Origin of the sequence: Streptomyces nidicola, assembly GCF_050106155.1 — a bacterium.
Classification (GTDB): Bacteria; Actinomycetota; Actinomycetes; order Streptomycetales; family Streptomycetaceae; genus Streptomyces.
On sequence record NZ_JBNBPI010000001.1, the window covers coordinates 6353874 to 6368083 of the forward strand.

A 14210-nucleotide genomic window follows, 5' to 3' on the forward strand; every position below is an offset into this window, starting at 1 on the left:
CGGAACAACGGTCGATCGAGGCCCCAGCCTACGGCCCTACGGCGTGCCAACCCCGCCACCGGCTTCTACGCTCGACGCATGCCCCGCCGCCACTTGCGAGTGACCGGCGCGGCACGGGAGCCGCTCGGTGCCGTGCTGCGCGAACTGCGTACGAAGCTGGAGGTGCCCGAGGAATTCCCGGCCGAGGTCGTCGCGGAAGCGGAGCGTGTCGCTGCCGATCCGCCGTGGCTGCCGGACCGTGACGAGACGGCGATCCCGTTCTTCACCATCGACCCGCCGACGTCCACCGATCTCGACCAGGCCATGCACCTGTCCCGGCGCCCCGGCGGCTACCGCGTGCGGTACGCGATCGCCGACGTCGCCGCCTACGTCGCACCCGGCGGCGCGCTCGACGCCGAGGCGCACCGCCGCGTCACCACCCTCTACTTCCCCGACGAGAAGGTCCCGCTGCACCCCACCGTGCTCAGCGAGGGCGCCGCCAGCCTGCTGCCCGACCAGACCTGCCCGGCCGTCCTGTGGACCATCGACCTGGACGCCGACGGGCGCGCCGAGTCCACCGACGTCGTCCGCGCCCTCGTCCGCAGCCGCGCAAAGCTCGACTACGCGGGCGTACAGAAGGCCATCGACGACGGGACCGCCGAGGAGCCGGTCGCCCTGCTCAAGGACATCGGGTCGCTGCGCGAACAGCTGGAGGTCGAGCGCGGCGGCATCTCGCTCGACGTTCCCGAGCAGGAGATCGTCGCGAGCGACACCGCGTACGAACTCGCCTACCGGGCCCCGCTGCCAGCCGACTCGTGGAACGCCCAGATCTCCCTGCTCACCGGCATGGCCGCCGCCGATCTGATGCTCGCGGCCGGTACCGGCATCCTGCGCACCCTGCCCGCCGCCCCCGACGGCGCGGTGGGCCGGCTGCGCCGCACCGCGCACGCGCTGCACATCGAGTGGCCGCACCACGTCCCCTACTCCGACCTCGTCCGCTCCCTCGACCCGCGGGTCCCGCACCACGCCGCGTTCCTCCAGGAGTGCACGACGCTGCTGCGCGGTGCGGGCTACACGGCCTTCCGCGGCGGCGACGTACCCGAACTCAGCACGCACGCCGCCGTCGCCGCGCCCTACACCCACTGCACGGCCCCGCTGCGCCGCCTCGTCGACCGCTACGCGTCGGAGCTGTGCCTGGCCGCGTGCGCCGAACGGGGCGTTCCCGAATGGGTGTTGACGGCTCTGGACGCGCTCCCGAAGGAGATGGCGGACGGTACCCGGCGAGCGAACACCGTGGAGCGCGAGTGCGTCGACATCGTCGAGGCGGCGCTCCTGCGGCACCGGGTCGGCGAGCTCTTCGACGCGGTGGTGGTGGACGTGAAGGACCGTGAACCGGCCGCCGGGACCGTGCAGTTGACCGAGCCGGCCGTCGTCGCCCGGGTCGAGGGCGGCACGGCCGCGCTGCCGCTGGGGGAGCGGCTGCGGGTCCGGCTCACGCAGGCGGACCCGGGCTCGGCGAAGGTGCTGTTCACGCCGGCGTGAGCCGCTGCTCCAGGGTGCGCGCGAGCCGGTCGGGATCCTCCGCGTGCAACCGCACCAGATGGATGTCCCGCGGCCGCCCGAGAAACGTGAAATGCCGTACCGGGGAGGCGAGTTCAATAATGACACTGGTCTGCGCGCCGACATCCAGATTCAGCTCGCCCTCGCGCGGCGTGTGCGTGTACTTGTTCTCGCGGCGCACCGAGGCGATCCGCTCCAGCGGTATCCGCAGATCCACGTGGACGGCGCGACGCACCCGTATCGCGTCATCGGTGACCACGTGCGGCCGGGTCACGGACGCCGCGTGCAGTCCGAGGACCATCAGCACCGTGTAGACGTCGAGGACCAGGACGACGTGGTGGAGCGTGGGCCAGTCGCGCAGCAGCGCCCACATCCCGACGGACTCGACGACGCACACGAACGTGATGCCGTACATCATCACGGCCTGGCCACGCGCGTACGGAAAGGCGCTCGCCCCGTCCGGAACCCCGTGCTGCCGCCGCGCCACCCACCGCCCGAGGCCGGCGAACACCCGCAGTTCGTGCCCGGCGATCCGGCGGACCGTGGCGAGGACGAGCAGCGGCGTCCGGGGCGCTGTCACGGCGCACCGCCCTCTGCGGCCATCCGCAGCGCACTCCGGACGGCCTCGGCCTGGGCGGGGGAGAAGTCGGCGAGGAAGGTGTCGAGCAGCGCCTTCCCGTCCCCGAGGGCCTCGCCGGCCGGCAGGTCCGGCGGCACGCACGCGGCCAGCGCCCGCGCCGCCTCGGCCACCCGGGGGCCGTCCGCCGGGGCGTCGGCGAGCGCGTCGAGCCGCGCGTACACGTCCCGGGCGGCCGCGAGGGCGTCGGGGCCGGAGAGGGCGGGCAGCAGCACCGACATCAGCCGCTCGCGGTCCTCGGGCGGCGCCGCCGTGTCGATGAGGGCGAGTACCTCGCGGTCCTTCGCGGCCATCGGCGAGTCGAGCAGATCGCCCTCCAACTCGCCGAAGAAGGCGCTCAGTTCGGGGGACAGCGGCCCATCGGCGGGCAGCCGCCCCCGCTCGGCGTCGGACAACAGGGCCCGCAACCGCTCCCGCCGCGCATGGATGGCGGCCTCCTGCCGGGCCAGATCGGCGTCCAGCTCGGCCAGCACCTCGACGAGGTCGCGCCCCGCGTCCTCCGCGAGCACGTCCCGCACCTCGGGCAGCCCGAGCCCCAGCTCGGTCAGCCGCCGGATCCGGGCGAGCTCGATGGCGTGCCGCAGCCCGTACTCCCGGTACCCATTGCCGAGCCGTTCGGGTTCGGGCAGCAGTCCGAGGTGGTGATAGTGCCTGATGGCGCGTGTGGTGACACCGACGATCCGGGCCAGCTCTCCGATCCGCATGACCTCAGTAGAAACGTTGACGCTACGGCAGGGTCAAGCGGACGGGGCCCTCCGCGCCGCCGGGTAGGATGGCCGCACGGCAGACGAGCCGGGCGGACGGCCGCGTGGGGTTCTTCGGAACCTCCCGAGGAACGTCCGGGCTCCACAGGGCAAGGTGGTGGCTAACGGCCACCCGGGGTGACCCGCGGGACAGTGCCACAGAAAACAGACCGCCGGGGACCGCAAGGCCCTCGGTAAGGGTGAAACGGTGGTGTAAGAGACCACCAGCGCCTGAGGTGACTCAGGCGGCTAGGTAAACCCCACCTGGAGCAAGGTCAAGAGGGACCGCCTCTTCGGAGACGGTTCTGCGCGGACGATCGAGGGCTGCCCGCCCGATGTTCGCGGGTGGACCGCAGGAGGCCGGTGGCAACGCCGGTCCTAGATGGATGGCCGTCGCCCCGAGGCCCGCGAGGACCTCGGGTGACAGAACCCGGCGTACAGCCCGACTCGTCTGCCGCTCACACCTCCGGCCATGGTCAGAGCGCCGCGCCGTGCGTGGAGCGGATCTGCTGACGGCGGTGGTCCCGCTTCTCCTGGCGGCGCTGCTTGCGCTTCTTCGGGGCGTGCTCCGCCTCGTGGTCCTCGTCCGTGGCGGACTCGGTGGGCGTCTGTTCCACGGGCTCCCGTATCAGGGAGTCGTCGAGGAGGTCCTCCGGCGGGGCCGTGAGGGACGCCGTCCACTCGGCGGACTCGCGGGTCACACCGTTCACCGCGGGGCTCAGGCGGATGCGCAGGTCGTCCAGGTCCGCCGCCGGGACGCGGAAGGCGTAGGTCGTGGTGCCGGTGCGGCGTCGGCGCAGCTCGGTGTGCAGGCCGGCGAGGATGTCCTGGTCGGCGTCGTACGTGCGGACGGCCCGGGTGTCGCCCGCCCACACCTGGACGCGGGCGGTGAGCCGCATCCGCACGCCGCCCTTCGCGCGGCGCAGCGCGTCGGAGTGCTCCTTGGTGTGCTGCTCGACCGCCCTCGTGTGCGCGGCCTCGCTGGAGTAGCCCCTGCGCGGCGCGCGGCGCGGGTGCTCGGCGTGGTGCGCACGCATGGCGCGGCGCACACCAGGGGCCATGTTCTTCACGCGGACCGTGAAGCGGACGTACGTGTCGCCGTCCTCGTGGTCCCGGTCCAGATAGGTGGGCGCGAAGGTTTCTATCTCGTCGATCGTCACGGCGAGGCCGCTGTCGAGCGTGGTCCACTCGCCCACTTCCAGGGCTGTGTCCGGTTCGGCCGTGTCGGCGTCCGTGGGCATGAGTCCGCCTTTCAAGTGGATAGGGGTTATATCCAGTATGCGAGTAATGGCTGTGTAAAGAGATGCGGGGCGTATGCGCAGGTGAGGAAGGTGCGGAGAGGCGGAATTGCCTCTTCATTTACGTGCCGCTTACAGCTAGCGTCTGTGAGCATGAGTGAGCAGGGCGTCACGGGTGCTGCCGCAACCCCGGACACGAACGACATCGACAGCACGGACCCGGTCGGCAGGCTCGACCGGCTGCCCGTAGGGCCCTGGCACCGCCGACTGACCGCGATCGTCGGCATCGGTGCCTTCTTCGACCTCTACGAGGTGTTCCTCGGTGGCGTGCTCGCCGCCGCGCTCGCCGAGTCCTGGCAGCTGTCCGGCACCGAGAAGTCGTGGCTGATCGCCTCCGGGTTCCTCGGCATGTTCGTCGGCGCGAACGTGCTGTCCGTGCTCGCCGACCGGTTCGGGCGGCGCAAGATGTTCCTGGTCAACCTGGGGATGTACTCGCTGTTCTCGCTGGCGTGCGCCTTCGCGCAGGACGCCACCCAGCTCTCCGTGCTCCGCTTCCTCGCCGGGCTCGGCCTCGGCGCCGAACTGGTCCTCGTCGACACGTACTTGGCGGAATTCCTGCCGCGCAAGGTGCGCGGGCGCTACATCGCCTGGGCCTACACCCTCGGCTTCGTCGGCGTGCCCGTCGCCGCGCTGCTCGGTGCGCGGCTCGTCGCCAAGCACGAGCTGTTCGGCATCGACGGCTGGCGCTGGCTGCTCGTCGCGGGCGCGCTCGGCGCCGCGTTCATCCAGCTCCTGCGGACCCGGCTGCCGGAGTCGCCACGCTGGCTGGCCTCGCGGGGGCGGACGGCCGAGGCGGACGCGGTCGTGCGGGACATCGAGGAGCGGGTGGGTGTCACCGCGGAGGCGGCTGACCCTGCTGTGCCGGCCCCGCGCGCCGAGGCTCAGGAACCGGCCGGCCAGAAGGTCCCGCTGGGCCAGATGTTCAAGGCCCCGTACGCGCGCCGCACCGTCATGTGGTGGATCTTCCAGATCCTGCAGACCGTCGGCTACTACGGCTTCGGGTCGCTGGCCCCCGTCGTCCTCCAGGCCAAGGGGCACACCGTCACGGAGTCGCTCTCGTACGCGGCCCTCAGCTACCTCGGCTACCCGGTGGGCTCGGCGCTGTCCGTGCCGCTGATCGACCGGATCGAGCGGCGTACGCTCATCATCCTGTCGGCGCTCGGGATCGCCGCGTTCGGCCTGGTCTTCGGGTTCGCGGAGGCGTCCTGGCTGATCGTCGGCGCGGGCTTCCTGCTCACCGTCAGCAGCAACGTCTTCTCGAACGCCTTCCACGTCTACCAGACGGAGATCTTCCCGACGGGCATGCGCTCCAGCGCCATCGGCATCGCCTACTCGCTGTCCCGGCTCACCTCGGTCGTGCTGCCGTTCATCGCGATCGACGTGCTCGAGGACCTGGGCGCGGACGCGGTGTTCATCGGGTCCGGTGTGCTGATGCTGATCCTGTGCCTGAACGTACGGATCCTGGGGCCGCGGACGACGGGGCGGAGCCTGGAGTCGATCTGACGGCAGTGCCTAGGTGGCCGGGTTCACGTGGGGGCGGGACGCCGCGATGAACCGGTGGATGAGGCCGCGCGACTCGTCGCGTACGACCCTGAGTTCCTCGCGGTCGTCGGCCGTGGGGATGCGGTCGACGGACGCCATCGCCTTCTGGGCGAGCGCGGCCAGCGACGGGGCCTCGGTGAGCAGCTCGACGCGGAACATCGCCTCCATCGCCACCGCCCTCAACCGGAAGGCCTCGCGCCGCAGTTCGTGGACATCGGCCGTCTCGCCCGGCCGGTCGACGTGCTCGGGGAACCAGCGATCCAGCTGCCCCCGCCGGTAGTTGGCGAGCGCCCCGCCGAACGCGCAGTACGCGTCGATGCGTTCCTGGCGGAGCCGTTCCGTGCGCGTGAAGTCCTGGCCGCGTGCGGCCGTGCGGCTCTGCAGTACGTGGCTGAGGCCCGCGCCCATGAGGGTGCCGAGGACCGCTATGACGCTGGTGATGACGACGACCATGGGGACACCCAACCAGTCACGGCCGTACCGGCACCACCAGAGGTGTCCCGGTCCGCGGGTGCGGCAGCACCTCGACCGGGTGCTGGTACACGTCGCTGAGCAGCGATCCTTCGAGCACCTCCGTCGGCGGGCCGAGCGCCGTGATGCGCCCCTCGTGCAGCACCGCCACCCGGTCGGCGTGTGAGGCGGCCAGGCTCAGGTCGTGCAGGACGACGACCACGGCGTCGCCCGCGGCGGCCCGTTCCCGGCACACCCGCAGGACCAGTTCCTGGTGGCGCAGGTCGAGCGCGGCCGTCGGCTCGTCCAGGAGGAGGAGCTGGGCGCACTGGGCGAGGATCCGGGCCAGGGCGACCCGGGCGCGCTCGCCGCCCGACAGTGCGGAGAAGGGGCGGGCCGTGAAGGCCGCGGTCTCCGTCGCCGCGAGGGCCGCCGCGACCGCCGCGTCGTCCTCGTCCTCGCGTTCCGTGCCCGCCCACGGCGCCCGGCCCATCCGGACGACGTCCGCCACGGGGAACGGGAAGGACAGCGTCGCCGACTGGGGCAACAGGGAGCGGCGCAGCGCCAGTTCGGCCGGGGGCCAGGCGGCGGCCGGGCGTCCGTGGACGCGCAGCTCACCGGATGCGGCCGGGAGGTCCGCCGCCAGGGCCGCCAACAGGGTTGATTTCCCCGCCCCGTTGGGCCCGACCAGAGCCAGCACCTCGCCCGCCCGCACGTCCAGGTCGACGCCGGACAGGACCGGCCTGCCGCCCAGGTTCACGTGCAGGGCGCGGGCCTCGGCGACCGTGTCCCCGGCGGCGTACCGCTCGGGCAGCGCGCGGTGGCGCGGGCCCCGCGGCAGCGTGCTCCGACGGCCCTTCATGCCCAGCCTCCTTGCTTACGGCGGGTGCGGCGCAGCAGCCAGAAGAAGAACGGGCTGCCGGTCAGCGCGGTGAGCACCCCGATGGGGAGTTCGGCGGGGGCCGCCACCGTGCGGGCGGCGAGGTCGGCCGCGACCAGGACGGCGGCGCCGCCGAGGGTGCTGCCCGGGACCAGGAAGCGGTGGCCCGGCCCCGCGAGCATGCGCAGCAGGTGCGGGACGACCAGGCCGACGAAGCCGATCACACCGGAGACCGCCACGGCCGCCGCCGTGAGCAGCGCGATGACGAGGATCAGCGTGACCCGGAGCCTCTCGACGTCCACGCCCAGGTGCCGCGCCGGGCGTTCGCCGAGCGACAGCAGGTCCAACTTGCGGGAGTGGAGCGGCGCGAGGAGCAGGCCGACGGCCGCGCAGGGCAGCACCGCGAGCACCTTCGGCCAGGTCGCCTGCGCCAGCGAGCCGAGCTGCCAGAACGTGATCTGGTTGACGGCGGCGGCATCGGCGTAGGAGAGGAACAGGCCGATCAGGGCGCCCGCGAAGGCGTTCACTGCGATGCCCGTGAGGATGAGTGTGACGACCTCCGTGCGGCCGCCCGAGCGGGACATCACGTACACGATCAGGACCGTCGCGAGGCCCGACGCGAACGCGCAGGCCGTGATGGTCCACGTACCGAAGAAGTTCAGGCCGAGCGCGATGCAGGCCACCGCGCCGACCGCCGCGCCCGAGGAGATGCCGATGACGCCGGGCTCGGCGAGCGGGTTGCCGAACACGCCCTGCATGAGCGCGCCCGCGCAGCCGAGCGAGGCGCCGACGAGGAGGGCGAGGACGACGCGGGGCAGCCGTACGTTCCACAGGACGGACTCGCCGACCCGGTCGGGCGCGGCGCCTCCCAGGCCGAGCCGGTGCTGCACGGACCCGAGGATGTCCCCCGGCGCGATGCCGTACGCCCCGATCCCGGCGGAGACCAGGGCCAGGACGACCAGAGCCATGGCCAGAAAGAGCGTCAGAAGCCATGTGCGACCGCGTGGTTGGGGACGTGGCGGTCCGTCGGGTGGCACTCCGGGAGCCGTGGGCTTCGTCACCGTCGCCGCCATGTCACGCGCCGTCCTTCCCGTACAGCTGGTCCACGATCGACCGCAGCACCTGGTCCGTGCGCGGGCCGTAGTTGAGCAGCACGCCGTCGTCGACGGAGACGACCCTGCGGTCGACGCCCGCCGGGGTCTCGGCGACGCCGGGGATCTTCACCAGGCCGTCCGTGCCGCCGACGGAGTCGAGTCCCTTGGTCATGACGAGAATCGCGTCCGGAGCGGCCTTCGCGAGGGCCTCGCTGGTGATCGCGGTGAAGTCCTTCTCCAGCCCCGAGTCCGCGCCCGCGTCGACCGCGCCCGCCGCTTGGAGCAGTGAGGTCGCGCCCGACTCCTTGCCGCCGATGAGGTACACGGAGGCCGAGCCGCGGAGGTAGAGGAAGGCGACGCGCGGCTTGTCGCCGTGCCGCGCCGGGATGTCCTTCTGCACGGCCGCGATCCGGTCCTGCGACCGCTGCGTCAACTCCCGCCCGGCGGGCGGGACTCCGAGTGTTTTCGCGACCGCCTTGATACGGGTGCCGACGTCGTCGAGGCCCTTCGCCGGGTCGATCACGACCACCGGGACGCCCGCGTCGCGGATCTGCTGCATCGCCTCGGCGGGGCCCGAGGTCGTCTCGGCGAGGACCAGGTCCGGCCCCAGCGAGAGCACGTTCTCCGCGGAGACGTCGTGGTTGCGGGTGACCACCGGCAGCTTCTTCGCCTGGTCGAACGTGGCCGTGATGTCCCGCGCCACGACCCGCTTCCCGAGCCCGAGGGTGAAGGCGATCTCGCTGAGGCTGCCCGACAGCGGAACGATCCGGTCGGCCCGCTGCACCGTGACCTTCTTGCCGTCGGCCGAGGTGACCGTGGCCGGGAGCTGCGGTTTCGGCGAAGGGGTGAGCGGTTCGAGGCGGTTCGAGGTCGCGGCCGCCTTGGCTCCGCCGCCGGAACCGGTCGCGTCCGTCCCCGTGTTCGTCTTCGTGGAGCCGCCGCCGCAGGCCGTGGCGAACAGGGCGAGGACGGCGACGAGTACGCAGATCAGCGCGCCGGTCCGTCGGGTGGCGGGCGGGGCGGGAGCGGCTGGCGTCGGCACGCGGGTTCCGTCCTGTCGTAAGCGGAGGGGCTGTTGGCAGAAGCGATCATAGTTTAGGTTAGCCTTACCTAAGTCGCCAGGGTCTGTGTCGGGACCCTGTGGCGTCTGGTGCTGGAGTCCCGGAGGAACCGTCATGATCCGACGCGCACCCCTACGCGTCTTTGCTCTCGCCCTGTTCGCGGGTCTGCTCGCCGCCCTGTTGCCGGCCCCCGGAGCGCACGCCGCGACCCGCACCGTGCAGGGCGGCCGGCTCGACTGGGGCGTGAAGTCGTCCTTCCAGAGCTACATCACAGGCCCCATTGCGAAGGGGAGTTACACCCTGACCGGGGGCGCGGCGACCGTCGGCGCGAGCGGGTTCCGCTTCCACTCGGCCAGCGGCGGCTACGACGGTTCGACCGGCGCCTTCAGCTCCTCGTTCTCCGGCGGTGTGCACTTCGTCGGGCACAAGAAGGACGACGGTTCGCACGAACTCGACATGACGATCAGCAACCCGTCCGTCCGCATCGCGGGCGGCGGCGGGACGCTCTACGTCGATGTCGTGAGCAAGGCGAAGGGCACCGGGACGGTCACGTCGTCCCGCCAGGTGCCCTTCGCCTCCCTCTCCCTGGGCGGGATCGACATGAAGGGCGACGGCGACGCCGTGACCCTCGACAACGTTCCCGCCACGCTCACTTCGCAGGGCGCCAAGTCCTTCGCCGGCTACTACACGGCGGGCACCGCGCTCGACCCGGTCAGCCTGTCCGCCGACGTCGAGCCGAAGAAGAAGGCCGAGCCGTCCCCCTCCGCCACCAAGGATGCCAAGCGGGCGAAGAGGGACGACACCGGCACCGTCCGGGACGGAGCCGTCGACTGGGGTGTGCGCCGCACCTTCCGCGAGTACGTCACCGGCGACATCGCCCAGGGGGAATGGAAGCTCGCCGACGGGGCGCGGGACGGCGGCGCGCTGTTCCGCTTCCCCGAGGGCGAAGGGTCGTACGACAGGAAGAAGCGGACCCTGGACGCCGAGTTCACCGGGTCCGTGCGGTTCACCGGGAAACACGGGCTCGACCTGAAGTTCGCGGACGTGTCCGTCGACGTGGCCGACGGCAAGGGCACGCTGCGGGCGGACGTCACCGGCGAGGGGCGCACCCGTAAGGACGCCGCGCTCGTGACGTTCGACGTCGACGAACTCACCGCGAAGGACGGGCTCGTGCGGGTCGACGAGGCTCCGGCGAAGCTCACCGCCGCCGGGGCGAAGGCCTTCGGCGGCATGTACCGCAAGGGTGCCGCGATGGACCCGGTCTCCCTCGCGGTCGCGCTCGACGCCGACGCCGCACTGCCCGCGCTGCCGGACCTCGGCAGCTCCGCCTCGCCCAGCCCCGCCGCCCTGAAGACCAAGTCCGCTTCGGTGGCCGACAGTTCGGGGCTCTCCGCCGGCGCGGTCTCCGGGATCGTCGCCGTCGTGGCCCTCGTGCTCGCCGCCGCCGGATTCCTGGTCCTTCGCTCGCGCCGTTCCCCGCGCCCCTGAACGGGCGCCCCCACTCGAAGAGTTGAGGAAACAAGCAGATGTCCCGCACCGGAAGCCCGACCGCCGGAAACCCGATCACCAGACACCCGATAGCCCTCGCCGCCGCGACCGCCGTAGCGCTCGGCAGTGGCGCGCTGAGCCTGCCCGCCTTCGCCGCCGACAGGGTCGCCCCCGCCGCCGAAAAGGCCGCGCCGAGCGTGGAGTTGAAGGACGGCACCCTCGACTGGGGCATCAAGGAGTCCTTCCGCAAGTACGTCACCGGCATCGCCCTCGGGAAGATCGAGGCCACCGACGGGGCCACGCAGGCCGCCGGCAACGGCGCCTTCACCTTCGGCGGCGGCACGGGCACGTACGACACGGCGACGCACGGCACGGACACGAAGTTCAAGGGTGCCGTCCGGTTCGCCTCCACCGCCCACGGCTTCGACATCAAGGTCGCCGACGTGAAGGTGGTGACCTCCGGCACGACCGGTCACATCGACGCCGACGTCACCCTCAACGGCAGCACCCAGAACGACATCGAGTTCGCCACGCTCGACCTGTCCGCCGTGAAGCCGGGCCAGGGCGCGGGCGGCGCCATGACCTTCAAGGACATCCCGGCGACGCTGACCGCCGACGGCGCGAAGGCCTTCAACGGGATGTACGAGGAGGGCACCGCCCTCGACCCGGCGACACTGACGGTCACCGCGGCCTCCGCCCCGACCTCGCCCGCACCGACCAAGTCCCCCACGAAGTCGCCGTCCCCGACCGACACGGCCACCACGGAGCCGAAGCCCACGAAGACCGCGACCACCCCGACCGGCAAGCCGAGCGCGTCCACGTCGAAGGCCCCCGCGGCGGCCGTCTCCGGCGAGATCGTCGACGGCAACCTCGACTGGGGCGTCAAGGAGTCCTTCCGTACGTACATCACCGGGCCGATCGCCAAGGGCAAGGTCGAACTCTCCGGCGGCGCGGGCAGGAACGGCTCGGGCTACCGGTTCGGCGACGCGAGCGGCAGCTACGACGCCGACGCCAGGTCGCTGGACGCGAAGTTCGCGGGCAAGGTCCGCTTCCTCGGCCACGAGGAGGGCGGCGAGTACGCCCTCGACCTGCAGTTCAGCGAGCTGCGCGTGACGGCGGAGGGCAGCAGCGGCAAGCTCGTCGCCGACGTCTCCAGCAAGGACCAGGAGACCGGGAAGGTCTCCACGTACGACGGTCTGACCGTGGCCACCCTGAAGCTGGGTTCCGGCGCCCTGACCGCGAAGAACGACGTCGTCGAGGTGGACGGCGCCGCCGCCACCCTCACCGCCGGCGGGGCCAAGGCCTTCGGCGGCTTCTACGAGGCGGGCGCCGCGCTCGCCCCGGTCACCGCGGCCGTCTCCCTCGACGAGAACGCCGAGCTTCCCGCGAGTGGTTCCTCCAACGGCGTTACGAGCGGCGGCACTTCAGGGACGACTGGCGGCACCGGCTCGACCACCGGCGGCACCGGTTCCACCACCGGCGGTTCGCTCGCCTCGACCGGCGCCGACGTCCCGGCCGGACCGCTCGCCGCGGCCGCCGCGCTGATCGCCGCGGCCGGTGCGGGCACGGTGTACGCCACGCGCAAGCGGCGCACGCGGTCCTGACCGCCCGCGCCCGGCCGTCCGTCGCCCGTCAGATCAGCGGCGGGCGGCCGAGCCGCGTCATCCGCCACACCGTCCGCCAGCGCATCGGACGGCGCTCCCCGGCGGAGGCGCGCAGCCCTTCCGCGAAGCCGCCGGCCCAGGCGCGCAGGCCGCCGAGCGACCTCGTACGCAGCAGCGTGATGCCCGTCCACACCGCCAGGTACAGCGGGATCAGCGGGAGGGGGAGGCGGCGGCGGGCCAGCCACACCCGGTTCCGGGCGGTCATCCGGTGGTAGACGGCGTGCCGGGCCGGGGACGTCTTCGGGTGCTGGAGCAGCAGCGACGGCTCGTACAGCACCTTCCAGCCCGCATCCAGCGCCCGCCAGGCGAGGTCGGTCTCCTCGTGCGTGAAGAAGAAGTCGGCGGGCCAGTCGCCTGTCTCGTCGAGCATCTTCATCGAGAAACCGTGCGCGCCACCGAGGAACGCGGTCACGAGACCCCGCTTCATCGGGTCCTTGGCGCGCAGGCGCGGCACGTGGCGGCGCTGGGTCTCGCCGAGCTCGTCGGCGATGCGGAAGCCGACGATCCCGAGCTTCGGGTCCTCCGCGTACAGGCGCTGAATGGTCGAGAACACGTCGGCGTCGACGAGCAGCCCGTCGTCGTCCAGCTCCACGGCCACGTCCACGTCACCGAACTCGCGCAGCCGGGCGAGGGCGACGTTGCGACCGCCGGGGCAGCCGAGGTTCTCGTCCAGCTCGACCGTCGTGACCTCGAACGGGTAGCCGGGATACGCGGGCAGCGGCGTCCCGTTGCCGATCATGACGACGCGGGTCGGCACCGCATCCTGCTTGGCCACCGATTCCAGGAGGGCGTCCACGTCCTTGGGGCGGTTGCCCATGGTGACGATGGCCACACCCAGGCGCGGGAGTTCGGTGCTTCGGTGCCTGTCAGTCATGGCGGCGATGGTAGCCGTTCACCTGACGCCCCCTACCCGTGCGGGGTTCAGACCCTTCAGACCCTTTCGAGCGGCCGGAACGGCTCGGCCGGCAGCTCCACCCGGATCGCGTCACCGGGCCTGACCTCGCCACCCTCCCGTACGACACTCATGACCCCGGCCTTCCGGACCAGCTCACCGGTCTCCGGGTCCCGGCCCACGACCCGCTTGAAGGTCACCGGGCCGCACCGCGTGCCCGGCCCCGGCGACCTCCTCGAACAACTCCTCGTGCATCAGGTGCACTTGGCGGAGGTTCGGCTGCGTCGGGTCCTTGGCGACGCGTGAGCGGTGCTTGACGGTGACGCCCGCGTGCACGTCTCCGTCGACACCGAGTCCGGCGAGCAGCGTGATGCTCTCGCGGTTCGGCTTGGTGAACGAGTACGTGCCGTTGCTGCTGACCGCCGTGACGATGCCGTTGTCCACGGTGTCAGCGTAGCCGGGAGAGAATTGCCGCATGCAGATGCAGCAGGGAACAGTCATGGACGTGGTCGCCGCGGCCGTCGTGGCGGACGGGCGGCTGCTCGTCGTCAGCAAGCAGGCGGCGCCGGACGTCTTCTATCTGCCGGGCGGCAAGCCGGAGCCGGGGGAGCGCCCCGAGGAGACGCTGGCGCGCGAGCTGGACGAGGAGCTCGGGGTCGTGCCGGGCGGCGTCGAGCGGCTCGCCGTGGTGGAGGACGTGGCGGCGCTCGAGGGCGTGCCGATGCGGATGGTGGTTTTCGCGGCCACGTTGTCCGGTGAGCCGTCGCCTGCGGCGGAGCTGGCCGCGATGAGGTGGACCGACGGGCGCGGCGACGTAAGGCTCGCGCCGGCAGTCGGTGGGCAGGTGGTGCCGCTCCTGCGGAAGCTGGGTCGGCTCTAGGTAGTTCAAGCCGCTTCGGCCCATCCAGCCCCGCCTTTGGAC

At 72.1% G+C, this 14210-nt stretch carries 13 protein-coding genes, 1 other RNA gene and 1 pseudogene; 6 read left to right on the forward strand and 9 right to left on the reverse strand.

Annotated features, from left to right (window positions below):
* Positions 1–78: 78 nt before the first annotated feature.
* Positions 79–1521 (forward strand): RNB domain-containing ribonuclease, encoded by a 1443-nt coding sequence (locus tag ACOKM3_RS28685; RefSeq protein ID WP_426903905.1) that lies wholly within the window; start codon positions 79–81, stop codon positions 1519–1521.
* On the opposite strand, the gene ACOKM3_RS28690 is transcribed toward ACOKM3_RS28685, so the two are convergent.
* Positions 1508–2119: a hypothetical protein gene (locus tag ACOKM3_RS28690; protein WP_426903906.1), complete on the reverse strand. Its 612-nt coding sequence runs from the start codon at positions 2117–2119 to the stop codon at positions 1508–1510. The two genes, ACOKM3_RS28685 and ACOKM3_RS28690, sit on opposite strands and share 14 nt — an antisense overlap.
* Positions 2116–2880: a MerR family transcriptional regulator gene (locus ACOKM3_RS28695; protein WP_426903907.1), complete on the reverse strand. Its 765-nt coding sequence runs from the start codon at positions 2878–2880 to the stop codon at positions 2116–2118. The genes ACOKM3_RS28690 and ACOKM3_RS28695 overlap by 4 nt, the downstream gene beginning before the upstream one ends.
* Before the next feature lie 84 nt (positions 2881–2964).
* On the opposite strand from ACOKM3_RS28695, the gene rnpB reads away from it, so the two are divergent.
* An RNA gene (gene rnpB, locus ACOKM3_RS28700) (RNase P RNA component class A) lies at positions 2965–3373 on the forward strand.
* A gap of 22 nt (positions 3374–3395) precedes the next feature.
* Here the strand turns inward: rnpB and ACOKM3_RS28705 are convergent.
* A complete protein-coding gene (locus ACOKM3_RS28705) occupies positions 3396–4160 on the reverse strand; it encodes a hypothetical protein (RefSeq protein ID WP_426903908.1) in 765 nt (254 codons plus the stop codon).
* Between the two features lie 150 nt (positions 4161–4310).
* Here ACOKM3_RS28705 and ACOKM3_RS28710 point away from each other — a divergent pair, with 150 nt between their 5' ends.
* Complete coding sequence (locus tag ACOKM3_RS28710) at positions 4311–5720, forward strand: MFS transporter (protein WP_426903909.1); 1410 nt, start codon at positions 4311–4313, stop codon at positions 5718–5720.
* Between the two features lie 9 nt (positions 5721–5729).
* Here the strand turns inward: ACOKM3_RS28710 and ACOKM3_RS28715 are convergent, their stop codons facing one another.
* The 4 genes from ACOKM3_RS28715 to ACOKM3_RS28730 are packed head-to-tail and all read right to left on the reverse strand — an operon-like array spanning position 5730 to position 9225.
* Positions 5730–6212, reverse strand: coding sequence for a hypothetical protein (locus ACOKM3_RS28715; RefSeq protein WP_426903910.1), 483 nt, complete (start codon positions 6210–6212; stop codon positions 5730–5732).
* Between the two features lie 16 nt (positions 6213–6228).
* On the reverse strand, positions 6229–7071 hold the full coding sequence (locus ACOKM3_RS28720; RefSeq protein WP_426903911.1) for a heme ABC transporter ATP-binding protein: 843 nt from the start codon (positions 7069–7071) through the stop codon (positions 6229–6231).
* Entirely contained in the window at positions 7068–8162 is a 1095-nt protein-coding gene (locus tag ACOKM3_RS28725) for a FecCD family ABC transporter permease (protein ID WP_426903912.1), read from the reverse strand. The genes ACOKM3_RS28720 and ACOKM3_RS28725 overlap by 4 nt, the downstream gene beginning before the upstream one ends.
* Position 8163: 1 nt before the next feature.
* A complete protein-coding gene (locus ACOKM3_RS28730) occupies positions 8164–9225 on the reverse strand; it encodes a heme/hemin ABC transporter substrate-binding protein (RefSeq protein ID WP_426903913.1) in 1062 nt (353 codons plus the stop codon).
* A gap of 133 nt (positions 9226–9358) precedes the next feature.
* Between ACOKM3_RS28730 and ACOKM3_RS28735 the strand changes: the two genes are divergently transcribed.
* Complete coding sequence (locus tag ACOKM3_RS28735; protein WP_426903914.1) at positions 9359–10732, forward strand: HtaA domain-containing protein; 1374 nt, start codon at positions 9359–9361, stop codon at positions 10730–10732.
* Between the two features lie 38 nt (positions 10733–10770).
* Positions 10771–12336 (forward strand): HtaA domain-containing protein, encoded by a 1566-nt coding sequence (locus ACOKM3_RS28740; protein ID WP_426903915.1) that lies wholly within the window; start codon positions 10771–10773, stop codon positions 12334–12336.
* A gap of 28 nt (positions 12337–12364) precedes the next feature.
* On the opposite strand, the gene ACOKM3_RS28745 is transcribed toward ACOKM3_RS28740, so the two are convergent.
* Both ACOKM3_RS28745 and ACOKM3_RS28750 read right to left on the reverse strand, forming a co-directional pair.
* A complete protein-coding gene (locus ACOKM3_RS28745) occupies positions 12365–13270 on the reverse strand; it encodes a glycosyltransferase family 2 protein (RefSeq protein ID WP_426903916.1) in 906 nt (301 codons plus the stop codon).
* A gap of 56 nt (positions 13271–13326) precedes the next feature.
* A pseudogene (locus ACOKM3_RS28750) lies at positions 13327–13765 on the reverse strand (MOSC domain-containing protein).
* Here ACOKM3_RS28750 and ACOKM3_RS28755 point away from each other — a divergent pair.
* Entirely contained in the window at positions 13764–14168 is a 405-nt protein-coding gene (locus ACOKM3_RS28755; protein WP_426903917.1) for an NUDIX hydrolase, read from the forward strand. The pseudogene ACOKM3_RS28750 and the gene ACOKM3_RS28755 overlap by 2 nt on opposite strands.
* Positions 14169–14210 lie beyond the last annotated feature (42 nt).

Excerpts from the sequence above, each read along its gene's own strand:
- ACOKM3_RS28695 (WP_426903907.1), bottom strand. The coding sequence starts at position 2,880 with ATGCGGATCGGAGAGCTGGCCCGGATCGTCGGTGTCACCACACGCGCC.
- ACOKM3_RS28710 (WP_426903909.1), top strand. The coding sequence starts at position 4,311 with ATGAGTGAGCAGGGCGTCACGGGTGCTGCCGCAACCCCGGACACGAAC.
- ACOKM3_RS28755 (WP_426903917.1), top strand. The coding sequence starts at position 13,764 with ATGCAGATGCAGCAGGGAACAGTCATGGACGTGGTCGCCGCGGCCGTC.
- ACOKM3_RS28740 (WP_426903915.1), top strand. The coding sequence starts at position 10,771 with ATGTCCCGCACCGGAAGCCCGACCGCCGGAAACCCGATCACCAGACAC.
- ACOKM3_RS28685 (WP_426903905.1), top strand. The coding sequence starts at position 79 with ATGCCCCGCCGCCACTTGCGAGTGACCGGCGCGGCACGGGAGCCGCTC.
- ACOKM3_RS28715 (WP_426903910.1), bottom strand. The coding sequence starts at position 6,212 with ATGGTCGTCGTCATCACCAGCGTCATAGCGGTCCTCGGCACCCTCATG.
- ACOKM3_RS28720 (WP_426903911.1), bottom strand. The coding sequence starts at position 7,071 with ATGAAGGGCCGTCGGAGCACGCTGCCGCGGGGCCCGCGCCACCGCGCG.
- ACOKM3_RS28745 (WP_426903916.1), bottom strand. The coding sequence starts at position 13,270 with ATGACTGACAGGCACCGAAGCACCGAACTCCCGCGCCTGGGTGTGGCC.
- ACOKM3_RS28735 (WP_426903914.1), top strand. The coding sequence starts at position 9,359 with ATGATCCGACGCGCACCCCTACGCGTCTTTGCTCTCGCCCTGTTCGCG.
- ACOKM3_RS28725 (WP_426903912.1), bottom strand. The coding sequence starts at position 8,162 with ATGGCGGCGACGGTGACGAAGCCCACGGCTCCCGGAGTGCCACCCGAC.
- ACOKM3_RS28705 (WP_426903908.1), bottom strand. The coding sequence starts at position 4,160 with ATGCCCACGGACGCCGACACGGCCGAACCGGACACAGCCCTGGAAGTG.